At 72.9% G+C, this 25,544-nt stretch carries 24 protein-coding genes; 21 read left to right on the top strand and 3 right to left on the bottom strand.

The window, feature by feature from the left end; genetic code table 11:
- Positions 1–27 precede the first annotated feature (27 nt).
- The 16 genes from G3T38_RS09205 (at position 28) to G3T38_RS09130 (ending at position 17,750) form a co-directional block, all read left to right on the top strand.
- The gene (locus tag G3T38_RS09205; RefSeq protein WP_163771993.1) at positions 28–1,185 is read left to right on the top strand and encodes a M50 family metallopeptidase; all 1,158 of its coding nucleotides are present in this window, start codon (positions 28–30) and stop codon (positions 1,183–1,185) included.
- Positions 1,186–1,195: 10 nt separating this feature from the next.
- Positions 1,196–2,203, top strand: coding sequence for a tRNA (adenine-N1)-methyltransferase (locus tag G3T38_RS09200; RefSeq protein ID WP_163771992.1), 1,008 nt, complete (start codon positions 1,196–1,198; stop codon positions 2,201–2,203).
- A 92-nt stretch (positions 2,204–2,295) separates the two neighbouring features.
- A complete protein-coding gene (arc, locus tag G3T38_RS09195) occupies positions 2,296–3,945 on the top strand; it encodes a proteasome ATPase (protein ID WP_163771991.1) in 1,650 nt (549 codons plus the stop codon).
- Positions 3,946–3,994: 49 nt separating this feature from the next.
- A complete protein-coding gene (gene dop / locus G3T38_RS09190; RefSeq protein WP_163771990.1) occupies positions 3,995–5,503 on the top strand; it encodes a depupylase/deamidase Dop in 1,509 nt (502 codons plus the stop codon).
- Positions 5,504–5,609: 106 nt separating this feature from the next.
- A complete protein-coding gene (locus G3T38_RS09185; protein ID WP_163771989.1) occupies positions 5,610–5,807 on the top strand; it encodes a ubiquitin-like protein Pup in 198 nt (65 codons plus the stop codon).
- 3 nt (positions 5,808–5,810) lie between these two features.
- Positions 5,811–6,701 carry a proteasome subunit beta gene (prcB, locus tag G3T38_RS09180; RefSeq protein ID WP_163771988.1) on the top strand — a complete coding sequence of 297 codons (891 nt, stop codon included), beginning with the start codon at positions 5,811–5,813 and terminating at the stop codon, positions 6,699–6,701.
- The gene (gene prcA / locus G3T38_RS09175; protein WP_163771987.1) at positions 6,698–7,429 is read left to right on the top strand and encodes a proteasome subunit alpha; all 732 of its coding nucleotides are present in this window, start codon (positions 6,698–6,700) and stop codon (positions 7,427–7,429) included. Before prcB ends, prcA begins: the two co-directional genes overlap by 4 nt.
- 96 nt (positions 7,430–7,525) lie before the next feature.
- On the top strand, positions 7,526–8,887 hold the full coding sequence (gene pafA / locus G3T38_RS09170) for a Pup--protein ligase (RefSeq protein WP_163771986.1): 1,362 nt from the start codon (positions 7,526–7,528) through the stop codon (positions 8,885–8,887).
- An 87-nt stretch (positions 8,888–8,974) separates the two neighbouring features.
- The gene (locus tag G3T38_RS22610) at positions 8,975–10,150 is read left to right on the top strand and encodes an FKBP-type peptidyl-prolyl cis-trans isomerase (RefSeq protein WP_163771985.1); all 1,176 of its coding nucleotides are present in this window, start codon (positions 8,975–8,977) and stop codon (positions 10,148–10,150) included.
- A gap of 27 nt (positions 10,151–10,177) precedes the next feature.
- Positions 10,178–11,209, top strand: coding sequence for a helix-turn-helix transcriptional regulator (locus G3T38_RS09160; protein ID WP_163771984.1), 1,032 nt, complete (start codon positions 10,178–10,180; stop codon positions 11,207–11,209).
- On the top strand, positions 11,206–12,213 hold the full coding sequence (locus tag G3T38_RS09155; protein ID WP_163771983.1) for a helix-turn-helix transcriptional regulator: 1,008 nt from the start codon (positions 11,206–11,208) through the stop codon (positions 12,211–12,213). The genes G3T38_RS09160 and G3T38_RS09155 overlap by 4 nt, the downstream gene beginning before the upstream one ends.
- A gap of 48 nt (positions 12,214–12,261) precedes the next feature.
- Entirely contained in the window at positions 12,262–12,543 is a 282-nt protein-coding gene (gene tatA, locus G3T38_RS09150; RefSeq protein WP_163771982.1) for a Sec-independent protein translocase subunit TatA, read from the top strand.
- Between the two features lie 17 nt (positions 12,544–12,560).
- Positions 12,561–13,400 carry a twin-arginine translocase subunit TatC gene (gene tatC / locus G3T38_RS09145; RefSeq protein WP_338037555.1) on the top strand — a complete coding sequence of 280 codons (840 nt, stop codon included), beginning with the start codon at positions 12,561–12,563 and terminating at the stop codon, positions 13,398–13,400.
- 7 nt (positions 13,401–13,407) lie between these two features.
- Complete coding sequence (locus G3T38_RS09140; protein WP_163771981.1) at positions 13,408–14,274, top strand: YegS/Rv2252/BmrU family lipid kinase; 867 nt, start codon at positions 13,408–13,410, stop codon at positions 14,272–14,274.
- 11 nt (positions 14,275–14,285) lie between these two features.
- Positions 14,286–17,150, top strand: coding sequence for a DEAD/DEAH box helicase (locus G3T38_RS09135; RefSeq protein ID WP_163771980.1), 2,865 nt, complete (start codon positions 14,286–14,288; stop codon positions 17,148–17,150).
- Between the two features lie 15 nt (positions 17,151–17,165).
- Complete coding sequence (locus tag G3T38_RS09130; protein WP_206675834.1) at positions 17,166–17,750, top strand: GNAT family N-acetyltransferase; 585 nt, start codon at positions 17,166–17,168, stop codon at positions 17,748–17,750.
- Here G3T38_RS09130 and G3T38_RS09125 read toward each other — a convergent pair.
- Together G3T38_RS09125 and G3T38_RS09120 are read right to left on the bottom strand one after the other, a co-directional pair.
- Complete coding sequence (locus G3T38_RS09125; RefSeq protein WP_163771979.1) at positions 17,731–18,390, bottom strand: SDR family oxidoreductase; 660 nt, start codon at positions 18,388–18,390, stop codon at positions 17,731–17,733. The two genes, G3T38_RS09130 and G3T38_RS09125, sit on opposite strands and share 20 nt — an antisense overlap.
- A 223-nt stretch (positions 18,391–18,613) precedes the next feature.
- On the bottom strand, positions 18,614–19,552 hold the full coding sequence (locus tag G3T38_RS09120; protein WP_338037554.1) for a 5'-3' exonuclease: 939 nt from the start codon (positions 19,550–19,552) through the stop codon (positions 18,614–18,616).
- 60 nt (positions 19,553–19,612) lie between these two features.
- Between G3T38_RS09120 and G3T38_RS22605 the strand changes: the two genes are divergently transcribed.
- The gene (locus G3T38_RS22605) at positions 19,613–20,050 is read left to right on the top strand and encodes an AsnC family transcriptional regulator (RefSeq protein WP_163771978.1); all 438 of its coding nucleotides are present in this window, start codon (positions 19,613–19,615) and stop codon (positions 20,048–20,050) included.
- A gap of 34 nt (positions 20,051–20,084) precedes the next feature.
- Here G3T38_RS22605 and G3T38_RS09110 read toward each other — a convergent pair whose 3' ends face one another.
- The gene (locus tag G3T38_RS09110; RefSeq protein WP_163771977.1) at positions 20,085–21,482 is read right to left on the bottom strand and encodes a KamA family radical SAM protein; all 1,398 of its coding nucleotides are present in this window, start codon (positions 21,480–21,482) and stop codon (positions 20,085–20,087) included.
- A 166-nt stretch (positions 21,483–21,648) separates the two neighbouring features.
- Between G3T38_RS09110 and kdd the strand changes: the two genes are divergently transcribed.
- Genes kdd through kal form a run of 4 tightly spaced genes read left to right on the top strand, consistent with a single transcriptional unit; the run spans position 21,649 to position 25,533 of the window.
- Positions 21,649–22,758, top strand: a complete 1,110-nt coding sequence (gene kdd, locus G3T38_RS09105) for an L-erythro-3,5-diaminohexanoate dehydrogenase (RefSeq protein WP_163771976.1) — start codon at positions 21,649–21,651, stop codon at positions 22,756–22,758.
- On the top strand, positions 22,755–24,332 hold the full coding sequence (gene kamD, locus G3T38_RS09100) for a lysine 5,6-aminomutase subunit alpha (RefSeq protein ID WP_163771975.1): 1,578 nt from the start codon (positions 22,755–22,757) through the stop codon (positions 24,330–24,332). The genes kdd and kamD overlap by 4 nt, the downstream gene beginning before the upstream one ends.
- Positions 24,329–25,114 carry a lysine 5,6-aminomutase subunit beta gene (kamE, locus tag G3T38_RS09095; protein ID WP_163771974.1) on the top strand — a complete coding sequence of 262 codons (786 nt, stop codon included), beginning with the start codon at positions 24,329–24,331 and terminating at the stop codon, positions 25,112–25,114. Before kamD ends, kamE begins: the two co-directional genes overlap by 4 nt.
- Positions 25,111–25,533, top strand: a complete 423-nt coding sequence (gene kal / locus G3T38_RS09090) for a 3-aminobutyryl-CoA ammonia lyase (protein ID WP_163771973.1) — start codon at positions 25,111–25,113, stop codon at positions 25,531–25,533. The genes kamE and kal overlap by 4 nt, the downstream gene beginning before the upstream one ends.
- Positions 25,534–25,544 lie beyond the last annotated feature (11 nt).

The following is a 25,544-nucleotide window of genomic DNA, read 5'->3' as shown; positions in this document are numbered from 1 at the left end:
CGTGGCCGTGGCGGATAGCCTCGCCACGTGGACCGAGCCGACCGCGACGCACCCGAGCAGCCGCGCGCTCCCCGACCCCGCGGGACCGTCCGCGTCGGGCGCATCGCCGACAGCGACGTGCTGGTCTCGGGCTCGTGGTTCCTCGTGGCGGGGCTCATCGCCGTCGTCCTGGCGCCCCGGATCGAGCAGGTGCAGCCGGGGCTCGGGGCGGGCAAGTACGTCGCCGGGCTCGCCTTCGCCGTGCTGCTCTACCTCTCCGTGCTGCTCCACGAGGCGTCCCACGCCGTCGCCGCCCGCCACTACGGCTACCGCGTCACGTCGATCACCCTCCACTTCCTCGGCGGCATGACGGCCGTGGAGACGGAGGCACGGCGACCGCGCGACGAGCTGGTGATCGCCGTCGTCGGTCCGCTCACCTCGATCGCGGTCGGGATCGGGGCGGTCGGGCTCTGGTTCGTGACGCCCGACGGGCTGCTCCGGATGGCCGTGGAGGCGCTCGCGGGCGCGAACATCCTCGTCGGCGTGCTCAACCTCGTGCCCGGGCTGCCCCTCGACGGCGGTCGGGTGATGAAGGCCGGCGTCTGGCGCCTGACCGGCGACCCGCTCCGTGGCGCGATCGCGGCCGGCTGGAGCGGCCGCGTCGTCGCGGTGCTCTCGCTCGGCTGGCCGCTGCTGCTGGCTGCCGTGCTCGACACCCAGCCCCGCCTGCTCGACTTCGTCCTCGCCGGGGTCGTGGCGGCCTTCCTCTGGACCGGGGCGAGCGCGGTCATCGCGAACGCGCGGCTGCGCCAGCGGCTGCCCCGGCTCGCCGCCCGGCCGCTCGCCCGGCGGGTGGCCCTCGTGCCGGCGGACGTGTCGGTCGCCGAGGCGGTGCGCCGCGCGCAGGAGCAGGAGGCCGGGGGGATCGTCACCGTCGCCCCCGACGGGTCGCCGGTCGGGATCGTCAGCGAGGCGGCGCTCGCCCGCATGCCCGTCGACCGCCGGCCCTGGGCGGCCGTGTCGACGGTGGCCCGCACGCTCGAGGCGGGCCTGCGGCTGCCGGTCGACGTGGCCGGCGAGGAGCTCATCGACGCGCTGCGGCGCCGCCCCGCGGCGGAGTACCTGCTCGTCGGGGCCGACGGTGCGCCGTACGGGGTCCTGACGGCCGGCGACCTCGATCAGGCCCTGCGCGCCGACGACCGATAACCTGCGCCGCATGTCCGACGCAGCCCCCGAGACCGACGCCCCCGCCGCGGCCCCGGCGACCGACGCCCCCGACGTGCCCCCGGAGGCGTGGTCGGGCGTCCACCGCGGCCCGCTGCGCGAGGGGGAGTGGGTGCGACTCACGGACCAGAAGGGCCGCCGCCACAACTTCTGCCTCGAGGCCGGCAAGCGCTTCTTCAGCAACCGCGGACACCTCGACCACGACGACCTGATCGGCCGGGAGGAGGGCTTCACGATCCCGTCGTCGGCGGGCGGGGAGTACCTCGTCTTCCGCCCCCTGCTGTCCGAGTTCGTGGTCTCGATGCCGCGCGGGGCCGCAGTCGTCTACCCGAAGGACTCCGCGCAGATCGTCGCCCTCGCCGACATCTACCCCGGCGCGCGGGTCGTCGAGGCCGGCGTCGGCTCCGGTGCCCTCACCTGCTCGCTCCTGCGGGCGGTCGGCCCGTACGGCACGGTGACGAGCTACGAGCGTCGCGAGGAGTTCGCCGACGTCGCACGCCGCAACGTGCACCAGTTCTTCGGTGCCCCCGAGGGCGGCTCGCACCCGTCGTGGACGCTGCGGCTCGGCGACCTCGCCGAGGAGCTGCCGCGTCGCGGCGAGGGTGCGGACCGTGTGATCCTCGACATGCTCGCGCCCTGGGAGTGCGTCGACGCGGTGGCCGACGTGCTCAGCCCCGGCGGCATCGTCTGCGTGTACGTCGCGACCACGACCCAGCTGAGCCGGGTGGTCGAGACGCTCCGTGCCCACGGCGGCTTCACGGAGCCGCAGGCGTGGGAGTCGCTCGTGCGCGACTGGCACGTCGAGGGGCTCGCGGTGCGACCGGGCCACAAGATGATCGGCCACACCGCCTTCCTCGTGACCTCGCGGCGAATGGCGCCGGGCCAGCGCCCGCCGGTCAAGAAGCGGCGGCCGGCGCCGGGTGCCTACGGACCCGACTACAGCGGTCCGCGGCCCGGCGACCTGCCCCCGGGGATCGAGCTGGAGGGCACCGACCTCTGAGCGCAGGACGTCGCTCACTTGGTGGCGGGTTCCCTTCCATCGGCGCGTCGCGCGAGTAGGGTCGGGATCACCCTCAGGAGGTGGTGACGACCATGTCGACATCCGACGACCGCGGCCTCGAGCTCCGGCTCGCCGACACGCAGCGCTCGCTCGCTGCGGTCACGAGCCAGAACGAGCGCCTTGCGAGCACGCTGCGCGATGCCCGCGACCAGATCACCAGCATGAAGGAGGAGATCGACCGCCTGGCGCAGCCGCCGGCCGGCTTCGGTGTCTTCCTCCAACGCAACGACGACGACACGATCGACATCTTCACCGGCGGTCGGAAGCTGCGCGTGTCGGTCAGCCCGGCGGTGGACGCCGAGTCGCTGCGCAAGGGCCAGGAGGTCCTGCTCAACGAGGCGCTGAACGTCGTCGCCGCGTTCGAGTTCGAGCAGGTCGGCGAGGTCGTGATGTACAAGGAGCTGCTCGCCGACGGCGAGCGCGTCCTCGTCATCGCGAACGCCGACGAGGAGCGGGTGGTGCGGCTCGCGGAGCCGCTCATCGGCCACCCGCTGCGGGCCGGTGACTCGCTCCTCCTCGACTCGCGGGCGGGCTACGCCTACGAGGTCGTGCCCAAGTCGGAGGTCGAGGAGCTGGTCCTCGAGGAGGTGCCCGACATCGCGTACGAGTCGATCGGTGGCCTCGGCGCCCAGATCGAGGCCATCCAGGACGCGGTGGAGCTGCCCTACCTGCACCCCGACCTGTTCCTCGAGCACGAGCTGAAGCCACCGAAGGGCATCCTGCTCTACGGCCCGCCCGGCTGCGGCAAGACGCTGATCGCCAAGGCGGTGGCCAACTCGCTGGCCAAGAAGGTCGCGGCGAAGACGGGGGAGGACTCCGACGCGCGGGCGTTCTTCCTCAACATCAAGGGTCCCGAGCTGCTCAACAAGTACGTCGGCGAGACCGAGCGCCACATCCGGCTCGTGTTCCAGCGGGCGCGCGAGAAGGCCAGCCAGGGCACGCCCGTCATCGTGTTCTTCGACGAGATGGACTCGCTGTTCCGCACGCGTGGCTCGGGTGTCTCCTCCGACGTCGAGAACACGATCGTGCCGCAGCTGCTGAGCGAGATCGACGGCGTCGAGACGCTGGAGAACGTGCTCGTCATCGGTGCCTCGAACCGCGAGGACATGATCGACCCGGCCATCCTGCGACCCGGCCGCCTCGACGTGAAGATCAAGATCGAGCGCCCCGACGCGGAGTCGGCGCGGGACATCTTCAGCAAGTACCTGACGACCACCCTGCCGCTGCACCTCGACGACCTCGCCGAGTTCGGCGGCGACCGCCAGGCGTGCGTCGACGGCATGATCCGCGCCACCGTGGAGCGCATGTACACCGAGAGCGAGGAGAACCGCTTCCTCGAGGTGACCTACGCGAACGGTGACAAGGAGGTCATGTACTTCAAGGACTTCAACTCGGGCGCGATGATCCAGAACATCGTCGACCGGGCGAAGAAGATGGCCATCAAGGACTTCCTCGAGCTCCAGCAGAAGGGGCTGCGCGTGCAGCACCTGCTGCAGGCGTGCGTCGACGAGTTCAAGGAGAACGAGGACCTGCCCAACACGACCAACCCCGACGACTGGGCGCGGATCTCCGGCAAGAAGGGCGAGCGGATCGTGTTCATCCGCACCCTCATCACCGGCAAGCAGGGCACGGAGCCGGGGCGCTCGATCGACACGGTCAGCAACACCGGCCAGTACCTCTGACCCACCCTCTCCGCGCAGGACCGTCCCCGGCCCGGCGTACGCTCGCGGCATGAGCGTGCGCCGGGTCATGGGCTCCGAGGTGGAATACGGCATCAGCGTGGTCGGGCAGCCGACCGCCAACCCGATGGTCGCCTCGTCGCAGGTCGTGAACGCCTATGCGTCGTCGGCCCTGCGCGCCCGCCGCGCTCGCTGGGACTTCGAGGAGGAGAACCCGCTGCGGGACGCCCGCGGGTTCGACCTGAGCCGCGGCCAGGCCGATCCGTCGCTCCTCACCGACGAGGACCTGGGGCTCGCGAACAGCATCCTCACCAACGGCGCGCGGCTGTACGTGGACCACGCCCACCCGGAGTACTCGAGCCCCGAGGTCGTCACGCCGCTCGACCTGGTGCGCTGGGACAAGGCCGGCGAGCGGGTGATGCTCGAGGCGACGCGGCTCGCCGCGCAGCTGCCGCAGGGCCAGGCGATCGTGCTCTACAAGAACAACACCGACAACAAGGGCGCCTCCTACGGCGCCCACGAGAACTACCTGATGCGGCGCTCCACCCCCTTCGCCGACATCGTGCGCCACCTCACGCCGTTCTTCGTCTCCCGGCAGGTCGTGTGCGGTGCAGGCCGGGTGGGGATCGGCCAGGACGGCCGCGCCCACGGGTTCCAGGTCAGCCAGCGCGCGGACTTCTTCGAGGTCGAGGTCGGGCTCGAGACCACGCTGAAGCGGCCGATCATCAACACCCGCGACGAGCCGCACGCGGATCCCGAGCAGCACCGCCGGCTGCACGTCATCATCGGCGACGCCAACCTCGCGGAGGTCTCGACCTACCTCAAGGTCGGCACGACCGCGCTCGTGCTCGCCATGATCGAGGACGGCTTCATCGACGCCGACCTCTCGGTCGACGGCCCCGTCGCGGCGCTGCGCGCCGTCTCCCACGACCCCACGCTCACCCACCTCGTGACGCTCAAGGACGGCCGCCGGCTCACCGCCGTGCAGCTGCAGCGGGTCTACCTGGAGCTCGCCCACCAGTACGTCGACGAGCGGCTCGGCGGCGACGTCGACGCGGCGACGAAGGACGTGCTCGTGCGCTGGGGCTCCGTGCTCGACCGCCTCGAGCGTGACCTGTTCGCGTGCGCGGGCGAGCTCGACTGGGTGGCGAAGTACGCGCTGCTGCGGCAGTACCAGGAGCGCGACGGCCTGGACTGGGACGACGCGAAGCTCCACCTGATCGACCTGCAGTACTCCGACATCCGCCCCGAGAAGGGGCTCTACCACCGGCTGGTGGCCGCGGGCCGGATCGAGCGGCTGCTCACCGACGAGCAGGTCGCCGCGGCGATCCACGAGCCGCCGGAGGACACGCGCGCCTACTTCCGCGGGCGCTGCATCGAGAAGTTCGCGGACAGCGTCGCCGCCGCCTCGTGGGACTCCGTGATCTTCGACCTGCCCGGCCGGGAGTCGCTGCAGCGCATCCCCACGACCGACCCGCTGCGAGGCACCCGGGCCCACGTGGGGCGCCTGCTCGACGCCTGCGACTCGGCCGAGGAGCTCTTCGCGGCGCTCACCGGCTGACGCCGGACGAGCCCCCTCCGGCGCCGTCGAGTCGGTAGGGTCGTCACCACGGCTCGACGTCGGGGAGTCCCGACGCCCGAGAGCCCGTCGACGAGGAGGTGCGGTCGTGGCACAGGAGCAGAAGCAGCCCCGGTCATCGAACGAGGAGACCGAGGAGGTCACCGCCGAGGCGAGCAGCGAGGTCGCGGAGCGCAAGGAGGCGCTCGACGACGACGTGGACTCGATCCTCGACGAGATCGACGAGGTGCTCGAGCAGAACGCGGAGGACTTCGTGAAGTCCTTCATCCAGAAGGGCGGGCAGTGACGCGTGACTGAGAACCACCACGGGCCGGCCCAGGGACTCGGGGCCCGGCTCCCCGCGGCGTACCTGACGCCCGGCTCCTCCTCCTTCAGCGACTTCGTCGCGGCGCAGGCGCCTGACCTCCTGCCGGGCCGTCGGGCCCTGCCCGCGGGTTCGGCGGGCGACCTCGCGCCGCACGGCACGACGATCGTCGCGCTCTCCTTCCCGGGAGGCGTCCTCATGGCGGGCGACCGCCGCGCGACCATGGGCAACATCATCTCGAGCCGCGACATCGAGAAGGTGTTCCCGGCCGACGAGCTGAGCTGCGTCGGCATCGCCGGCACGGCCGGTCTCGCCGTCGAGATGGTGCGGCTCTTCCAGCTCGAGCTGGAGCACTACGAGAAGATCGAGGGCACGACGCTCTCGATGCAGGGCAAGGCCAATCGGCTCTCGGCGCTCATCCGCGGCAACCTCGGCCTGGCCATGCAGGGCCTCGCCGTCGTGCCGCTGTTCGCCGGTTTCGACGTCGACAGCGGAGAGGGACGCATCTTCAGCTACGACGTCGTCGGCGGTCGGGGCGAGGAGAACGGCTTCCACGCGGTGGGCTCGGGCTCGCTGTTCGCGCGCGGCTCGCTGAAGAAGCTCTACCGGCCCGACCTCGACGCGCGCACCGCGGCGCTCGTGGCCCTGCAGGCGCTGTACGACGCGGCCGACGACGACTCGGCGACCGGCGGCCCCGACCTCACCCGGCGCATCTTCCCGATCGTGCACGTGATCACGGCGGACGGGGGCGCCCGGCTCTCGGAGGCCGAGGTCAACGCCCTGGCCGAGGAGGTCGTGGCCGGTCGGCTGCGTCAGCCCAACGGCCCGCTCGCCCGGGTCGAGCAGCCCGACACCCCAGGGGAGGACGCCCGATGAGCATGCCGTTCTACGTCTCGCCCGAGCAGCAGATGAAGGACCGGGCGGACTTCGCGCGCAAGGGCATCGCGCGCGGTCGCTCGGTGGTCGCGGTGCAGTACGCCGACGGCATCCTCTTCGCCTCGGAGAACCCGTCGCAGGCACTGCACAAGGTCTCGGAGATCTACGACCGCATCGCCTTCGCCGCGGTCGGGCGCTACAACGAGTTCGAGTCCCTCCGCATCGCCGGTGTCCGGCTCGCCGACATGCGTGGGTTCTCCTACGACCGGCGCGACGTCACCGGGCGCAGCCTCGCGAACGCGTACGCGCAGACCCTCGGGGCGATCTTCTCCTCCGGCGGCGAGAAGCCGTACGAGGTGGAGATCTTCGTCGGCGAGATCGGCGAGTCGGCCGCTGGAGACCAGCTCTACCGGCTGACCTACGACGGCCAGGTGTTCGACGAGCACCGCTACGCGGTCATGGGAGGCGCGGCCGACGTGGTGGGGTCCTACCTGGAGGAGCACTACCAGGAGGGGGCGGACCTCGCGGGCGCGCTGGGCGTCGCCGTGGCGGCGCTCGGCCACTCCCGCAACGAGCGGGGCGAGGAGGCCGACCGGAGCATCGGTGTCGAGCAGCTGGAGGTGGCGGTGCTCGACCGCACCCGGGTGCAGCCGCGGAAGTTCCGCCGGCTGCGGGCCGCGCAGCTCGCGACGCTGCTGGGTCCGCAGGGCTCCCCGGCGGACGCCTGACCTGGGGCTTCCAGGGCGCGACCTCGACCCGGGGGCGGCACGACGCAACTCGTCGTGTCGCCCCCGTCGTCACCACGGGAGCCGTATCGTTCGGTCATGGACCGTCGGATCTTCGGTATCGAGAACGAGTACGGGGTCACCTGCACGTTCCGGGGGCAGCGACGGCTCAGCCCCGACGAGGTGGCGCGCTACCTCTTCCGTCGCGTCGTGTCCTGGGGGCGCAGCAGCAACGTCTTCCTGCGGAACGGTGCCCGGCTCTACCTCGACGTGGGGAGCCACCCCGAGTACGCGACGCCCGAGTGCGACGACATCGCCGAGCTCGTGGCCCACGACAAGGCCGGCGAGCGCGTCCTGGAGGGCCTGCTCGTCGACGCCGAGCAGCGGCTCCACGACGAGGGCATCGCCGGCGACATCTACCTCTTCAAGAACAACACCGACTCGGCGGGCAACTCCTACGGCTGCCACGAGAACTACCTGGTGAGCCGCGCGGGGGAGTTCAGCCGGCTGGCCGACGTCCTCATCCCGTTCCTGGTGACCCGGCAGATCGTCGTCGGGGCCGGCAAGGTGACGCACACGCCGCGGGGGGCGACGTACACCGTCAGCCAGCGTGCGGAGCACATCTGGGAGGGCGTCAGCAGCGCGACCACGCGCAGCCGCCCCATCATCAACACGCGGGACGAGCCGCACGCCGACGCCGAGCGTTACCGGCGGCTGCACGTCATCGTCGGCGACTCCAACATGAGCGAGACCACCACCATGCTGAAGGTGGCGAGCTGCGACCTGGTGCTGCGCATGATCGAGGAGGGGGTCGTCATGCGCGACCTCACGCTCGAGAACCCCATCCGCGCGATCCGCGAGATCTCGCACGACACCTCCGGCCAGCGGCGGGTGCGGCTCGCCAACGGGCGCGAGGCGAGCGCGCTCGAGATCCAGGGCGAGTACCTGTCGAAGGCACGCGACTTCGTCGACCGCCGCGGCATCTCGACGCCGTTGATCGAGCGCGTGCTGGACCTGTGGGAGCGCGGCATCAAGGCCGTCGAGTCGGACGACCTGGGTCTGGTCGACACCGAGATCGACTGGGTCATCAAGTGGAAGCTCATCGAGGCCTACCGCGCCAAGCACGGGCTGCCGATGAGCCACCCCCGCATCGCCCAGCTCGACCTGGCCTACCACGACATCCGGCGCGACCGCGGCCTGTTCTACCTGCTGCAGAACCGGGGCAGGGCGGCACGGGTCACGAGCGACATCGAGATCCTCCAGGCCAAGTCGGTGCCCCCGCAGACGACGCGGGCGCGGCTGCGCGGCGAGTTCATCAAGAAGGCCCAGGAGCGGCGCCGTGACTTCACGGTCGACTGGGTGCACCTGAAGCTCAACGACCAGGCCCAGCGCACCGTGCTGTGCAAGGACCCGTTCCGCTCGGAGGACGAGCGCGTCCAGCGCCTCATCGACGGGATGTGACCACAGGGGGTATGCCGCCCGGTCCGCGCGAGGAGGGTCGGTAAGGTGACCGCGGTTCCTTGCCGATTCGAGACGAAGGGTGTCCTCGTGCGCACTTCCCGGTCCGTCCGCCGTGTGTCCGGCGCGTTCCTCGCCGCGGTCCTGCCGCTGACCGCGCTCGCCGCGTGCGGCAGCTCCGACGACCAGGACGCAGGTCTCGACCAGGTCACCGTCAGCGGTGAGCTCGGGCTCGTGCCCGAGGTCGAGATCGACGGGGAGCTGTCCCCGGAAGGCTTCGCGTCCGAGACGGTCATCGAGGGCGACGGCCCGACGGTCGAGGAGGGCTCCAACGTGGTCCTCCAGGCGTGGATCGGGAACGGGTTCTCCGGCCAGGAGGCGTTCTCGACCTGGGAGTACGGCGACCCCGGCATCCTCCCCGTCTCGTCCGAGGCCCCGTCGACGACGGTGGCCGCGGCGGTCCAGCAGACGGCGGCCTCGCTGCTGCTCGACCCGCTCACCAACGCCATGCCCGCGTCGATCGCCGACTCCCTCGAGGGGGTCAAGGCCGGGTCGCGCGTCCTCGTCGTCTCGGACTACGAGAACGCGTTCGGCGGTGACGGGCAGGCGAACATCGGGATCGGCAACCGCGACTCGGTCGTCTACGTCATCGACGTGCTGGCGGTGGCGCTCGACGGGCCCGAGGGCACCGAGGTGGCCGCACCCGAGGGCCTGCCGACCCTCGTCGAGAGCGGCGACGAGGTGACGGGCTTCGACTTCGAGGGCGCGGCCGAGCCGACCGACGAGCTGCAGGTCGCCACCCTCGTCGAGGGCGACGGCCCGGTCGTCGAGGAGGGCGCCCTGCTGGTCGCCAACTACCTCGGCCAGGTCTACGGGGGCGAGGCCCCCTTCGACGAGTCGTACTCCGGTGGTCTGCCGCGCACCTTCGTGGTGGGCGGGCCGAACGCCGGCGTGATCGAGGGCTGGAACGAGGCCCTCGTCGGTCTCAAGGCGGGCACGCGGGTCGTGCTCGGCATCCCGCCGGCGCTGGGCTACGGCGAGACGGGCAACGAGCAGGCGGGCATCGCGCCGACCGACACGCTCTACTTCGTCGTCGACGTGCTCGGCTCGGTCGTGCTCCCGGAGGCCCCCGCGGAGACCGAGTCGCCCGACGCCGAGGCCACCGACCCGGCCGCGACCGACCCGACGGACCCGGCCGCCACCGACCCGGCTGCGACCGAGTCGACCGAGGCGCCCGCTGACCCGACCGCGCCGGCCACCGAGTGACGCGACGCGCGATCCGATGACACGGCCATGAGCGGACGGCGCAGCGAGCGGCTCATGAAGCTGCTCATCATGCTGCTCGTGCAGCGCGGCTTCGTCTCCAAGGCGCGGATCCGGGCGGAGCTCTACGCCGATCTCGGCGACACCGCGTTCGACCGGGCCTTCGAGCGCGACAAGGACGAGCTCCGCGGGCTCGGCGTACCGGTCGAGGTCGGGTCGTTCGACCCGCTCTTCGAGGACGAGCTCGGCTACCGCGTGCCGGCGGCCGAGTTCGCGCTGCCGGAGATCGCCCTGGAGCCCGACGAAGCGGCGGTGCTCGGTGTCGCGACGCAGGTGTGGCAGAGCGCCCGGCTTTCGGACGCGGCGCGCACCGGCCTGCGCAAGCTCACCGCGGCCCGCCGCGGGGCGGACGGCGACCCGGAGAGCGAGGCGGCCGAGACGATCGACGCCGCGGACCTCGGCGTCGCGGTGCCGCGGGTCGGTGCGGAGGAGCCCTCCTTCGAGGTGATGGTCGAGGCCGTGCACTCGCGCACGGCGGTGGAGTTCGACTACCGGGGGCGGCGCGACGCTGCCCCCGCGCGTCGGCACCTCCAGCCGTGGGGTCTCGTCCGCTACGGCAGCCGCTGGTACGCCGTCGGGCTCGACACGGACCGGGACGCCGAGCGCGTCTTCCGGTTGTCGCGCATCGTCGGCACGGCGCGGGCCGTGGGACGCCGCGACGCCTTCGTGCCGCCGCCCGGCGTGGACGTCTCCGAGGTGGCGCGCCGGTTGCGGCCGGCGCCGCCGACGGGGGACCCCGCCGTGCTCCTGGTACGTCGCGGGGCCGGCTTCGCGCTGCGGCGCGACGCCACGAGCACGGAGCCCGAGGTGCGGGGACCGGACGGCACCGACGCGTGGGACCGCGTCACCCTGCCGTGGTCGGGTCCGGTGGCCCTGCGCCTCGTGCTCGAGCACGGCCCCGACGTCGTCGTCGAGGCGCCCCCCGCGCTCCGGAGCGACGTCGTCGCCGCCCTGCGCGCGGCGCTCGAGCCGACGACCCGTCCCGAGGAGGAGCCCGCATGAGCACGGCCGGCACCGGCGCCCGCGAGCAGGTCGGGCGGATGCTCGCCCTCGTGCCCTACCTCAACGCGCGGGGCACCGTGCACGTCGAGGAGGCCGCGCGCGACCTGGGGCTGACGCCGCAGCAGATCGTGAAGGACCTGCACGTGCTCTTCATGTGCGGGTTGCCCGGCGGCTATCCCGACGACCTCATCGACGTCGACATCTCGGCGCTGGTGCAGCCGGACGGCGACCGCCTGATCCGCATGTCGAACGCCGACTACCTCGACCGCCCGCTGCGGCTCTCGCCCACCGAGGCCTCCGCCCTCGTGGTGGCGCTCCGCGTCGTACGCGGGTCGGCGGAGGCGGACACCCGGGACGTCGTGGACCGGGTGCTGCACAAGCTGGAGGCCGCCCTCGGCGACGAGGCGGCCATCGACGCGGGGGAGGACGGCTCGGGCGTGGACCCGGCCGCCGACGTGCGGGCGCAGCTGGAGGAGGCGGTGACCGCGGAGCGGCAGGTGCTGCTGCGCTACCACGTGCCCTCGCGGGACGAGGTGGTCGAGCGCACGGTCGACCCGCACCTCGTCACCGAGCACGGGAACGTCGCCTACCTCGACGCCTGGTGCCACGCCGCCGACGCGCCCCGCACCTTCCGCGTCGACCGCATCGTGGAGGCCCGCACCCTGGACACGCCCGTGGTCGTCCGCGCCGACGCCTCCCCGGCGGAGGCGACCGGGTCCGAGGCGGCGCAGGCGACGTTCGAGCCGTTCGTGCCGCCCGCCGACAGCCCGCTCGCGACGCTGCTCCTCGACGCCGAGGTGCGGTGGCTGCCGGACTACCTCCCCGTCGTCGCGCAGCGTGACCGCGCCGACGGCCGGTCGGAGGTCGACCTCCACGTCGTCGACCCGCGGTGGCTCGTGCGCCTCGTCTCGCGGCACGCACCGCACGTCACCGTCCTGGCGCCGGCGGAGCTCGCCGCATCGTTCACCGCGCGTGCACAGGAGACCCTCAGCCTGTACGCCTGACGTCGCGTACAGTGGACGAGCCGTCTCCGACAGTCTGTGAGGAATACCGTGGTTCTGCCTCTCGTCACCTTCCCGGGAGGGTGGGAGCTCGTCCTGATCATCCTGGTGATCGTGTTGCTGTTCGGCGCCAAGAAGCTCCCCGAGCTGGCCCGCGGCACCGGCCAGGCGCTCCGCATCTTCAAGTCGGAGACCAAGGGCCTCGTCGACGACGACGACGACGAGAAGGACGCGAAGGGCCGTGGCACCACGGCCGAGCTGCCGCTCGAGGCCCGCCAGGTGGACGACGCCGAGGCCCTGCGCCAGGAGCGTCGCGACACCACCAACGGCTGACCTCCGCACCGTCCTCCGTGGCTATCAAGGGACTCCTGCGCTTCTACTCGGTCCGCCCGGTCCACACCGTCGGCGACGACGGCCGGATGGCGCTCTCCGACCACCTGCGGGAGCTGCGCGGCCGCGTCATGCGTGCCGTCACCGCCTGGGTCGTGGCGCTCATCGTCGCGCTCTTCTTCTTCGACCAGATCTTCGCGCTGGTCTTCGAGCCCTACAAGCAGGCCGCCGAGCGGCTCGGCGGCGACACCGACACCCAGGCGACCATCGCCGGTGTGGGCGGGCCGCTCGTGCTCTACCTCAAGCTCTGCGGCATGGCCGCGCTCGTCGTGACCAGCCCCTACTGGCTGCACCAGATCTGGTCGTTCATCCTCCCGGGGCTGCACGCCCACGAGCGCAAGTGGAGCCGCGTGTTCGCGGCCTTCGCCGGACCGCTCTTCATGGTCGGCGTGCTGGTGGGCTACCTGACGTTGCCCAAGGGCCTCGAGATCCTCATCGGGTTCACGCAGGCCGACCTCACCAACCTGGTGGAGTTCGGCGACTACTTCTCGTTCCTGGTGCGCACGCTGCTGGTCTTCGGCATCTCGTTCGAGATCCCCGTCTTTCTCATCCTGCTCAACCTGACGGGCCTGCTCCCGGGCCGGGTCATCGGGCAGTACCGCCCCTGGTTCATCATCGGTATCTTCGTCTTCGCGGCGATCGCCACGCCGTCGACCGACCCCTTCACGATGCTCTTCCTCGCGCTCCCCATGTGCGCCCTCGTGGGCGTCTCGGAGGTCATCGCGCGGGTCCTCGACAAGCGCAAGGCCGCGCGGTCGCCGTACTCCGGGCTCTCGCCCGACGAGCCGTCGCCGATCTGAGGCGGCCGTGCGTCGGATCGCCCTCCTGACCCATCCCGGCGCGGGTCGGGGCCGTGGTGCCCGCGCGCGGTCGGTCGTGCTGCCGCGCCTGCGCGACGCCGGGTTCGAGGTGCTGGACCTCGTCGGTCGTGACGTCGACGAGGCGCGCCGGCTGGCGGGTGCCGCCGTGGCCGACGGCGTCGAGGCGCTCGTCGCCTGCGGCGGCGACGGGACGGTCCACCTCGCGCTCCAGCACGTCGTGCCGGCGGGCGTCCCGCTCGGCGTCGTACCGGCGGGCACGGGGAACGACCTCGCGCGCGAGCTCGGGCTGCCCGCCGATCCGCGAGCGGCGGCGGACCGGATCATCGCGGGACCGCGTCGTACCCTCGACGTCGCCCGCGTGGGCGACCGCTACGTCGCCACCGTCGTGGCGTGCGGCTTCGACGCCCTCGTGGCGGAGCGGGCCGACGCGATGACCTGGCCGCGGGGGCCGTTGCGGTACGTCGCGGCGACCGCCGTCGAGCTCCGGAGCCTGGCTCCCCGTCGCTACACGCTCGAGCTCGACGGGCGCGTGCGTACGGTGGAGGGCGTGCTCGCGGCCGTCGGCAACACCTCCTCGTTCGGCGGGGGGTTGCGCATCACCGAGGGCGCCGAGCCCGACGACGGGCTGCTCGACGTCGTGGTCGTGCGCTCGCTCGACCGTCGTGGCCTCGTGCGGGCGTTCCCCCGGCTCTACCGCGGCACGCACACCACCCACCCGGCCTACGAGCACCACCGGGTCCGGTCGGCGACGATCGCCGCCGCCGACATCACCGCCTACGCGGACGGGGAGCCCCTCGGCTCCCTCCCGCTGACCGTGACCGCCGTTCCCGCGGCGCTCACGGTGATCGCCTGAAGGGGCTGCCCATGACCGACCGGTCCGACACCGCCGAGCCGAGCGCCGCCGAGCGGTACGCCGCGTTCCGCAAGTCCCAGTCGCACCCGCTGCTCCACGACTTCGCCGCGGGGTTCTCCTTCGGGCTCGACGACTTCCAGCTGCGCGCCTGCCGCGAGCTGGAGGACGGTCGCGGCGTGCTGGTCGCCGCGCCGACGGGCTCCGGCAAGACCGTGGTGGGCGAGTTCGCGGTGCACCTGGCGCTGGCCGAGGGGCGCAAGTGCTTCTACACGACGCCCATCAAGGCGCTGTCGAACCAGAAGTACAACGACCTCGTCGACCGGTACGGCGCGGACCGCGTCGGCCTGCTCACCGGTGACAACGCGGTCAACGGCGAGGCGCCGATCGTCGTCATGACGACCGAGGTGCTCCGCAACATGATCTACGCCGGCTCGCGGACGCTGTCCGAGCTCGGCTACGTCGTGATGGACGAGGTGCACTACCTGGCCGACCGCAACCGCGGTGCCGTCTGGGAGGAGGTCATCATCCACCTCCCGGAGTCCGTGGTGGTGGCCTCGCTGTCCGCGACGGTGTCCAACGCCGAGGAGTTCGGCGAGTGGCTCGCGACGGTGCGCGGCGACACGACGACGATCGTCGAGGAGCGCCGCCCCGTCCCGTTGTTCCAGCACGTGATCGTCGGGCGCCAGCTGCACGACCTGTTCGCCCGCAGCGACGAGGCAGCGAGCGCCGGGTTCGCGGGCGACGGGGCCAAGGTGAACCCCCACCTGCTCAAGATCGCCCGCGACGACTGGGCGAGCAGCCGCATCCGTGACCGGCGCACGCCCAAGGGGCAGCGCCACGGCGGCAGCCAGGGCCGCGGTGGCGCCGGCCGCGGTCGCGACGTCGGCAACGGGCGGCGCATGTGGATCCCCAGCCGCGCCGAGGTCGTCCAGCGCCTCGACCGCGAGGGACTGCTGCCGGCCATCACCTTCATCTTCAGCCGCGCCGGCTGCGACGCCGCGGTGTCCCAGTGCCTCGACGCCGACCTCTGGCTCACCGACACCGAGGAGCAGAAGGAGATCCGCGCCTACGTCGAGGAGCGGTGCGCCGACCTGCCCCGCGCCGACCGCCAGGTGCTCGGCTACGCCACCTTCCTCGAAGGCCTGACGCGCGGTGTCGCCGCCCACCACGCCGGCATGCTCCCGACCTTCAAGGAGTGCGTCGAGGAGCTCTTCGTCCGCGGCCTGGTGCGGGCCGTCTTCGCCACCGAGACGCTGGCGCTGGGCATCAACATGCCGGCCCGCACCGTGGTGCTCGAGAAGCTGGTGAAGTGGAACGGCGAGGCGCACGCCGACATCACGCCGGGGGAGTACACCCAGCTGACCGGCCGCGCCGGGCGTCGCGGGCTCGACGTCGAGGGCCACGCGGTCGTCGTCTGGCAGCAGGGCATGAACCCGACGGACGTCGCCGGGCTCGCGTCGACCCGCACCTACCCGCTGCGCTCCTCGTTCCGGCCGTCCTACAACATGGCGGTCAACCTCGTGCACCGGTTCGGCCGTGACCGCTCGCGCCAGCTCCTCGAGAGCTCGTTCGCGCAGTTCCAGGCCGACAAGGCGGTCGTGGGCCTCGCCCGCCAGCTGCACAAGAGCGACGAGGCGCTCGCCGGCTACGCGGAGTCCGCGGCCTGCGACCGCGGGGACTTCATGGAGTACGCCGCGCTCCGCCGCCGCGTGTCCGAGGCCGAGAAGGAGGGGTCACGGGCACGTCGCACCGACCGGCGCGAGGACGTCGTGGGCTCCCTGACCCGGCTCAAGGTCGGCGACGTCATCAAGGTGCCCGGAGGCAAGTTCGCCGGCTGGGCCGTGGTGACGGACCCGGGCCTGGGGCGCGACGAGCCCCGGCCCTCGGTCGTGACGGTCGGTCGCCAGTCGCGGCGCCTCGGCCTCATCGACTTCCCGGAGCCGGTGCGCGCGGCCAGCCGCATCCGCGTGCCCAAGAACTTCGACGGCCGCAATCCCCAGCAGCGGCGCGACCTGGCGGCGTACCTCGCCAACCACGTGCGCGACCTCCCGCCGCCCCCGCCGGTCGAGCGGGCCCGCGAGGCCCGTGCGGGCAGGGCGGCCGGGGCCGACGGCCGCGGCAGCGGTCCGGAGCGGGTCGCGGCCGAGGTCGAGCGGCTGCGGGCCGAGATGAAGGCGCACCCCTGCCACTCCTGCCCCGACCGCGAGACGCACGCCCGGTGGGCGGAGCGCTGGTTCAAGCTCGACCGTGAGGCGAGCACGCTGCGCCGCCGGATCGAGTCGCGCACCAACACGATCGCGCGGCAGTTCGACCGGGTCAGCGACGTGCTCAAGGCGCTCGACTACCTCGACGGCGAGATCGTCACCGACCGCGGGCGGGCGCTCATGCGGATCTACTCGGAGCTCGACCTCGTGGCCGCCGAGGCGCTGCGCCTCGACGTCTGGGAGGGCCTCGACGCGCCCGACCTGGCGGCCGCCCTGTCGGTGCTCGTCTTCGAGGCGCGCCGCACCGAGGACGGCCGGGGACCGCGACTGCCGTCGGCGAAGGTCTCGGAGGCCGTCAGCCTGACCCGTCGGCTGTGGGCCGACCTGTCCGCGCTCGAGAAGCACCACAGGCTCGACCAGCTGCGCGAGCCCGACGCCGGCTTCGCATGGGCGGCGCACGCGTGGGCGCGGGGCGACGACCTCGACGACATCCTGCGCGCGACCGGGATGCCGGCCGGCGACTTCGTGCGGGTCGTCAAGCAGCTCCTCGACGTCACCGACCAGATCGCTGCCGCGACGACGAGCACCGCGCTGCGTCGTACGGCGCGGGAGGCGGGCGACCTGCTCAACCGCGGGATCGTGGCCTACACGACGGTCGCAGCCGAGATCTGAGCCGGGGGCGGAGAGGTGGGGGACCTGCTGCTGCGGCCCTGGCGGCGCGAGGACGCGCCGGCGGTGCTGGCGATCTTCGCGGCGTCGACGGACCTCGACACGCAGTACCCGTGGCCCGTGCGCACGCTGGACGATGCGGCGGCCTGCCTCGAGCGGATGCTGGCGTGGCAGCCGGACCCGGCGGCCGGGGAGCAGTACCCGCTCGCGGTGGTCGTCGACGGGACGCCCGTGGCGAACGTGGGCCTGGCGGAGGTGTCGCGGCGGCACGGCACCGCGTGGGTGTCCTACTTCAGCTCGGGCGCGGTGCGCGGTCGCGGGCACGTGCGACGTGCGCTCGCGGCCGTCGTCGACTGGGCGTTCACCGACCTCGACCTGTTCCGGCTCGAGCTCGGGCACCGCACGAACAACCCGGCGTCGGGCACGGTCGCGGAGGCGGTGGGCTTCGTCCCGGAGGGGGTCGAGCGGGCGAAGCTGCGGCACGGCGACGAGCGGTTCGACGTCCGCACCCTGGCCCTCCTCGCGACGGACCCCCGCCCGGCGGGTCGGCCGGGCGAGGGTCGGGTGTCGCTGGAGACGGGTCTCAGGCGGTCGCGGACCTGACGGCATCGACGACGGCCGTGCTGCCGCCGACGAGCTCCCACTGGTGGCCGACCGAGGTCGGCTCGTCGAGCACGGTGGCGACCACGGCCGCCACGTCGCCGCGGGTGACGTCGCCGCGCTCCACCTCGGGGGCGAGAGTCACGGTGCCGGTCGGCGGGTCGTCCGTGAGGCGCCCCGGCCGAATGATGGTCCAGTGGAGGCCGGAGGCGCGGAGCGCCTTGTCGGCGTCGCGCTTGGCCGCGACGTACTCCTTCCACACCGGCTCGGTGTCGTCGGGCACCGGCTGGTCGACCCCGATCGCAGAGATCTGCACGAAGCGCTCGACCCCGGCCTGGCGGGCGCCGGCGATGGAGCCGAGCGAGCCGCCGAGGTCGACGGTGCGCTTGCGCTCGGCGTTGCCGTCGGGCCCGCCCCCGGCGGCGAAGACGACCGCGTCGGCGCCCTCGAACGCCGTCGCGTAGTCCTCGGGCCGGCTGTTCTCGATGTCCAGGATGCCGACCTCGGCGCCGAGCGCCTCGAGGTCGGGGGCGTAGGACGCCGTGCGCACGAGCGCGACCGGCGTGTGCCCCGCCTGCACCAGCAGGGGGTGCAGCAGCCGGGCGATCTGACCATTTCCTCCGACGATGGCGATGCGTGACATGCGCCCCACCGTACGCAGGGCCCCGCAACTCCCCGCCGAGTTGTCACGTACGCCGCGGCGGTGTCGTCGAGCTGGGTCGTTCGGCGCGGCAGGATCGTTGAGCTGGGTTGTTCGGCTGGATCCGATCCAGCCGTACCGTCCCAGCTCGGCGCCTGAGCCGCGCCGTACAACCCAACTCGACACGTTGACGCGGCGTACGTGACAACTCGACGCGCCCCAGGTCTCAGGCGCCGAGCGACCCCAGCACCTCGGTGAGGCGGGTGGCGCTGGAGCCGAGGTCCCAGCGCTCGGTGAGCGCCGCGGCGGCCTCGGGGTCGGCCGGCGCGGTCGGCAGGGTGAGGTCGGCGTCGCGGACGGGGAGGTCGCGCACCACGGCGACCACCCTCGGTGCCACGTCGAGGTACGGCGCGGCCTCCTTCACCTTCGCCCGCACGCCGGGGGCCATGTCGGCCGCGGGGTCCTCGGCCGCAGCGCGGATCCCGGCGATGTCGCCGAACCGTCCGAGCAGGGTCGCGGCCGTCTTCTCGCCGACCCCCTTGACGCCGGGCAGGCCGTCCGAGGCGTCTCCGCGCAGCGTGGCGAAGTCGGCGTACTGGTCGGCGCGCACGCCGTACTTCTCCAGCAGGACGTCCTCGGTGACCCGCTCGTGGCGTCCGACCCCGCGGGCCGTGTAGAGCACCCGCACCTCGGCCGCGTCGTCGACGAGCTGGAAGAGGTCACGGTCGCCGGTGACGACGTCGACGGGCATCCCCGCCCCGGTGGCGAGGGTGCCGATCACGTCGTCCGCCTCGTGCTCCGGCGCCCCCACGACCGGCAGCCCCCACGCCGCGAGCACCTCGCGGATGATCGGGACCTGCAGCTGGAGCGGGTCGGGCACCTCCTCGACGTCCGGGTCGGCGGGCCGCTCCTCGACCACGCGGTGCGCCTTGTAGGTCGGCAGCAGGTCGACGCGCCACTGCGGGCGCCAGTCGTCGTCCCAGCAGCAGGCGAGGTGGGTGGGCCGGTACTCGTCCGTGAGCCGCGAGATGAAGTCCATGAGCCCCCGCACCGCGTTGACCGGCGTGCCGTCCGGCGCGCGCATCGAGTCGGGCACCCCGAAGAACGCCCGGAAGTAGAGCGAGGCGGTGTCGAGCAGGAGCAGGCGCGGGGTTCGGGTCGGCACGGCGCGATCCTGCCACGGACCAGCGGCCCGCGCGGGCCGTGATGCCCTAACGTGTCCGCCGTGGAAGAGACGGACCGGAAGATCCTCGCCCTCCTGGCCCAGGACGGCCGGATGTCCTTCACCGACCTCGGTCGCGCGACGGGGCTGTCGACGTCCGCGGTGCACCAGCGGGTCAAGCGGCTCGAGCAGCGGCGGGTCATCAAGGGATACGGCGCGACCGTCGACTACGAGCAGCTCGGGCAGCCCCTGACGGCGTTCATCTCGATCCGCCCGATCGACCCGTCGCAGCCCGACGACTCCCCGGAGCGCCTGCGCGGCATCGGCGAGATCGAGTCGTGCTGGTCGGTGGCGGGGGAGGAGTCCTACATCCTCAAGGTACGCACGGCGACGCCCGCGGAGCTCGAGAACCTCCTCGCCCGTGTGCGCGCGGCCGCGAACGTCTCGACCCGCACCACCATCGTGCTGACGACGTTCTACGAGAACCGCACGGTCTCCTGACCCCCGCGCCCGGCCGGGCGCGGGGGTGGTGTCCTCAGACCGGGACCGACGCCGCCACCTGGGCCCGCCACCACTCCTGGCCCTCGGCGGGCAGCGTGTGGATCGGGTCGTAGTAGGAGTAGTGCCGCTCCAGCGCCTCGGGGTCGTCCTGCTCGAGCGTCGTGCGGTAGTTCTTCGTCCAGCCGCTGATGCCCCGCACCTCGTCGTACGACGCGAGCTGGTGCACCCAGCGCTTGCCCACGAAGGGCACGTCGCAGACGATGCGCGGCGTGGCGAAGCCCGGTAGGTAGCCCATGATCGCCGACTGGAGCCGCTGCGCGTCGGCGACGGAGACCCGCCAGTGCTCCGCGAACGGGATCATGTCGCACATGTAGAAGTAGTACGGGGTGATGCCGGCGCCGTCGAGCAGCCGGAAGCACAGGTCGAGCAGCGCGTGGGGGTCGGCGTTGACGCCGTCGAGCAGCACGCCCTGGTTGCGCACGTCCCGCAGGCCGGCGTCGAGCATCGCCCGGGTCGCCTCGGCGACGAGCGGCGTGACGGAGGCCGCGTGGTTCGCGTGGGTGTGCATCGCCAGCGCGACGCCCCGGTCCCGCGCCGTACGGGCCACCCGCTCCACCCCGGCGCGCACGTCGTCGCCGAGCCAGTGCTGCGGCATGCCGACGAGCGCCTTCGTCGCGAGCCGGATGTCGCGCACGTTCTCGATCTCGAGCAGCGCCGCGAGGAAGGCCTCGAGCCGCGGCCAGGGCAGGTTCGCCACGTCGCCGCCGGACACGACGACGTCCCGCACCGACGGCGTGCGACGCAGATAGTCCAGCATGTCCTCGAGCCGGTCGGCGGGCTTGGCCGCGAACTTGAGCTTGGTGATGGTCGGGGTGGAGTTGCCGACCAGGTCCATGCGGGTGCAGTGCCCGCAGTACTGCGGGCAGGTCGGCACCACCTCCGCGAGCACCTTCGTGGGGTAGCGGTGCGTCAGGCCCTCCGTCGCCCACATGTCGTGCTCGTGGAGCGAGTCGCGGCTCGCGTGCGGGTGCGAGGGCCAGTCGGCGCGCCGGTCGGAGAACACGGGCAGCATGTAGTGCCGCACCGGGTCGCGCAGCCACGCCTCCGTCAGCGAGCCGGGGCCGGCGGGCGCGAGGTCGGGCGCGATGGTGTTGACCATCTGCGGGGGCAGGAGCATCGACATGGTCGCGCGCTCGGCCTGGTCGCGCTCGAGGTCGGCGAAGAAGGACTCGTCGAGGAGGTCGCCGACGAGCTCCCGCAGCTGCTTGTTGTTCTTCACGCAGTGCACGCGCTGCCACTGCGCGGAGCGCCACTCCGCCTCGGTCACGTCCCGCCACCCGGGGAACCGCCGCCAGTCCGGCTCGACCAGCTCGGCGCGGCGGTAGGGGTACGGCTGCCCGGTCGCCAGGGTGATCGAGGTGTCGACGCTCATGGCTCTCCTTCGTGGTGGGGCGACGTGAGCGCGGGTCCCGCGGCGTCGCGTCGGCGCGGGCGATTGCCCGCGTGGCGTGAACCATGCCACAGTAGGTGGAGGTTCTACGCCCTGTCGACACCGCCGCCGCAAATCCTTCGGTCGATGACCGCGCAGAGGAGAAGGAATGACAGTCCCCGTCGTGCACGCCCCGCTCACGGGCGGCCCGGGCGCGCTGCCCGCCGATCCCGTCGGCGTGCACCGCGTGCTCGACCGCCCGCTCGTGCTGCCGCAGGCCGCGCACCGCCTCGACGCCCGCGCCGCCCTCTGGCCCGACGAGGTGCGCGTGCGGGTCGAGCGCCTCAACCTCGACGCGGCGTCCCACCGCCAGCTGCGGGAGCAGCACACCGATGAGGGCGGCGACCTGGACGTCGCCGCCCTCCGCGCCACCGTGCTCGGGATCGTCGCGGAGCGCGGGAAGATGCAGAACCCGGTCACCGGCTCCGGCGGGATGCTGCTCGGCACGGTCGAGGAGGTCGGCCCCGACTCACCGCTCGGCCTCGCCGTGGGCGACCGCGTCGCCACCCTCGTCTCCCTCAGCCTCACCCCGCTCGCCCTCGCCGACGGGCTCGAGCGCTGGGACGGCGCCGGCGAGCAGGTGGCCACCGACGGGCACGCCATCCTGTTCGGGCGCTCCGTGGTGGCCCGGCTGCCCGAGGACCTGCCCGCGGGTCTCGCGCTGTCCGTGCTCGACGTCTGCGGCGCGCCTGCCCTCACCCGTCGCGTGGTGGAGCAGCACCGGGCGGAGCACGGCACCGCTCCCGTCGTCGCCGTCGTCGGCGGGGCCGGCAAGTCCGGCTCGCTGTCGCTGGCCGCCGCCCGGGAGTCCGGAGCCGGCCGCACCATCGGCGTCGTCCCGCACGCCGCCGAGCAGCAGGCCCTGGAGGCCAGTGGGCTCGCGGAGACCGTCGTGGTCGCCGACGCCCGGGATCCCCTCGCGCTCCGCGACGCCGTCACCGCCGCCGGTGGACCGGCCGACGTCACCGTCGTCTGCGTCGACGTGCCCGGCTGCGAGGGCGGCGCCGTGCTCGCGACCGCCGACGGCGGCACGGTCGTCTTCTTCTCGATGGCGACCTCCTTCACCGCCGCGGCCCTCGGTGCCGAAGGGCTGGCCGCCGACGTCACCATGCTCGTCGGCAACGGCTACGTGCCGGGCCACGCGACGTACGCCCTCGACCTCGTCCGGCGCCACCCGGCGGCGCGCGCCCTCGTCGAGGCCCGCGGGGGCCACCGGTGAGCGCCAAGCTGGGTCTCCCCGACGAGACCGTACGGCGCGCCCGGGCCCTCGCCGCCCGCGTCGGTGCACCCGTGGTCGAGCTCGCGAAGGCGCACACGACCGTCGCGGTGGAGCGGGCGACGCTGCGTCTCGCCGGCCTGGCCGGGGCTGACCCGGACGGCACGCCCTGGGCCAACCTGCTCCTCGACGCGGTGCGGTCCGGGCTGGGGGAGGACGCGCTCCCCCACGGGGTCGCGCTGCCGGTGTGGGACGCCCTGGTGCGCGGGGAGGCGGACGACCTGGGCGTGCTGGCGCAGAAGGCGGCGGCCGGCTCCGTGCGCTTCCGCCTGCCCGCCGGGGTCGACGCGGAGCGCGCGCGGTCCGCGGCGCGACAGCAGGTCGGGCACGGCCTGGCCCGGGTCGACGCCCGGCGGGCGGAGCGTGACCACCTGCTGGCCACGATCGGTGACGCACCGCGCCAGCCGTGGATCTACCTCATCGTCGCCACGGGCGACATCCACGAGGACATCCCGCAGGCGCAGGCCGCCGCGCGCGAGGGCGCCGACGTCATCGCCGTCATCCGCAGCACCGGGCAGAGCCTCCTCGACTACGTGCCCGAGGGCGCCACGCGCGAGGGGTTCGCGGGCACCTACGCGACGCAGGAGAACTTCCGGCTCATGCGGGCGGCGCTCGACGAGACCAGCCGGGAGCTGGGCCGGTACGTCCGGCTCACCAACTACGCCAGCGGGCTGTGCATGCCGGAGATCGCCGTCCTGGCGGGCCTCGAGCGTCTCGACATGATGCTCAACGACTCCATGTACGGGATCCTCTTCCGCGACATCAACCCGGTGCGCACCTTCGTCGACCAGCGGTTCAGCCGCCAGGTCCACGCCCGGGCCGGCATCGTCATCAACACCGGCGAGGACAACTACCTGACGACGGCCGATGCGATCGAGGCCGCTCACACGGTCACGACGAGCCAGCTGCTCAACGAGTACTTCGCCCGCGAGGCAGGCCTCTCCGACGACCTGCTGGGGCTCGGCCACGCCTTCGAGATCGACCCCGCCGTCCCGGACTCGTTCCGCCTCGAGCTGGCGCACGCGCTCCTCGCCCGCGAGCTCTTCCCCGACGCCCCGCTCAAGTGGATGCCGCCCACGCGGCACATGACGGGCGACGTGTTCCGGGGCTACCTGCTCGACGGCTTCTTCAACCTCGCCGGTGCGCTCACCGGCCAGGGCATCCTCCTCGTGGGCATGATGACCGAGGCGGTCGTCACCCCGTTCCTCTCCGACCGCGACCTGGCGCTGCAGAACGTCCGGTACGTCCTGGAGGCCGCCGGCCGGCTCCACGAGGACTTCCACCCGGCACCCGACGGCGTCATCGTGCAGCGCGCCCACCGGGTGCTCGCCGAGTCCATCGACCTGATGGAGCGGATCTGCGAGCACGAGCACGGCCTGCTCGACGCCATCGCCGACGGGACGTTCGGCCTCATGCGCCGCCCGGCCGACGGCGGCCGGGGGCTCGAGGGCGTCGCGGAACGCGCGCCGGGCTACCACAACCCCGCCACCGAGCTGCTCGAGGAGGAGCCCGCATGACGCAGCTGTCCGACCCGCCCCCCGGGGCGGCCGCACCTCCGTCCCGGGAGGGGCGCCTCGTCCGCCCCTACGGTGACACGACCGGGGACGGCATGGTGCAGGTGTCCTTCACGCTGCCGCTGCCCCACGACAAGGTCGCCGAGGGCGCCGCCGAGCAGCTGGCCCACAAGATGGGCATGGACCCCGCGATGGTGGTCCACGCCAAGCCCATGGGACCGGACTTCACCTTCTTCGTGGTCTACGGCAAGGTGCGCCACCTCGTCGACACGGCCGCGGTCGAGGTGGTCGAGCGTGACTACCCGCTGCTGGGGTCCAAGGAGATCGACCTCGCCATCCGGGAGCGCCTGCGCCGTCGCCTCGTCGTCGTCGGCGCCTGCATCGGCACCGACGCCCACACGGTGGGGATCGACGCGATCCTCAACATCAAGGGGTTCGCGGGGGAGAAGGGCCTGGAGTACCACCGGGAGATCAAGGTGGTGAACCTCGGCGCGCAGGTCGCGGTCCCGCGCCTCGTGGAGGTGGCCCTCGCCGAGCGGGCCGACGCGGTGCTCGTGTCGCAGGTCGTCACGCAGCGCGACGCGCACCTGCTCAACACCCGCGAGATGTCGGCGGCGTTCCGGGAGGCGTGCGCCCCGGAGCGGCGTCCACTGCTGGTCGTCGGCGGCCCCCGCTTCGACGAGCGGATGGCGGGGGAGCTCGGCGTGGACCGGATCTTCGCCCGGGGCACCACCCCGGCCGAGGTGGCCAGCTACCTCGTCCACCACGTGCGGAGCGCGGCGTGAGCGCGCCGGAGCCGCCGCGGGTGGGTGAGCTCGTGGTCCACCGGCGCTACGTCGACCACGGGCACGCCCACTACGCGGGCGGGCTCGTCGACGGCGCCTTCGGGCTCGCGCTCTTCGGCGACGTGGCGACGGAGATGTGCATCCGCACGGACGGGGACGAGGGCCTCTTCGCCGGCTACGCCGACGTGCGGTTCCACGCTCCCGTGCGGGCCGGCGACGTGGTGGAGGTGCGTGCCGAGCTCGTGCGCGTCGGTCGGCGCTCCCGTGACCTCGACCTCGTGCTGAGCATCGTCGCCCGCGGCGCGCCGACCGTCGACCAGCCGGGAGCCAGCCGTCTCGTGGAACCGCCGATCGTGGCGACCACGGCACGCGGCACCGTCGTCGTCCCCGGGCCCGCCGGAACGACGTCGCAGCACTAGCGCACGGTTCC

The organism is Nocardioides zeae (assembly GCF_010686755.1).
Lineage (GTDB): Bacteria > Actinomycetota > Actinomycetes > Propionibacteriales > Nocardioidaceae > Nocardioides > Nocardioides zeae.
Note: the sequence above shows the minus strand (reverse complement) of the source record. Positions and strands in the feature narration are given on the sequence as shown.

What these genes read in the sequence shown, in the direction of transcription:
- G3T38_RS09160 (WP_163771984.1), top strand. Translation starts at nt 10,178, where the DNA reads ATGAGCGGACGGCGCAGCGAGCGGCTCATGAAGCTGCTCATCATGCTG.
- prcA (WP_163771987.1), top strand. Translation starts at nt 6,698, where the DNA reads ATGAGCATGCCGTTCTACGTCTCGCCCGAGCAGCAGATGAAGGACCGG.
- G3T38_RS09110 (WP_163771977.1), bottom strand. Translation starts at nt 21,482, where the DNA reads ATGAGCGTCGACACCTCGATCACCCTGGCGACCGGGCAGCCGTACCCC.
- kamE (WP_163771974.1), top strand. Translation starts at nt 24,329, where the DNA reads ATGACGCAGCTGTCCGACCCGCCCCCCGGGGCGGCCGCACCTCCGTCC.
- G3T38_RS09155 (WP_163771983.1), top strand. Translation starts at nt 11,206, where the DNA reads ATGAGCACGGCCGGCACCGGCGCCCGCGAGCAGGTCGGGCGGATGCTC.
- G3T38_RS09125 (WP_163771979.1), bottom strand. Translation starts at nt 18,390, where the DNA reads ATGTCACGCATCGCCATCGTCGGAGGAAATGGTCAGATCGCCCGGCTG.
- G3T38_RS09135 (WP_163771980.1), top strand. Translation starts at nt 14,286, where the DNA reads ATGACCGACCGGTCCGACACCGCCGAGCCGAGCGCCGCCGAGCGGTAC.
- arc (WP_163771991.1), top strand. Translation starts at nt 2,296, where the DNA reads ATGTCGACATCCGACGACCGCGGCCTCGAGCTCCGGCTCGCCGACACG.
- pafA (WP_163771986.1), top strand. Translation starts at nt 7,526, where the DNA reads ATGGACCGTCGGATCTTCGGTATCGAGAACGAGTACGGGGTCACCTGC.
- dop (WP_163771990.1), top strand. Translation starts at nt 3,995, where the DNA reads ATGAGCGTGCGCCGGGTCATGGGCTCCGAGGTGGAATACGGCATCAGC.
- kdd (WP_163771976.1), top strand. Translation starts at nt 21,649, where the DNA reads ATGACAGTCCCCGTCGTGCACGCCCCGCTCACGGGCGGCCCGGGCGCG.
- G3T38_RS09200 (WP_163771992.1), top strand. Translation starts at nt 1,196, where the DNA reads ATGTCCGACGCAGCCCCCGAGACCGACGCCCCCGCCGCGGCCCCGGCG.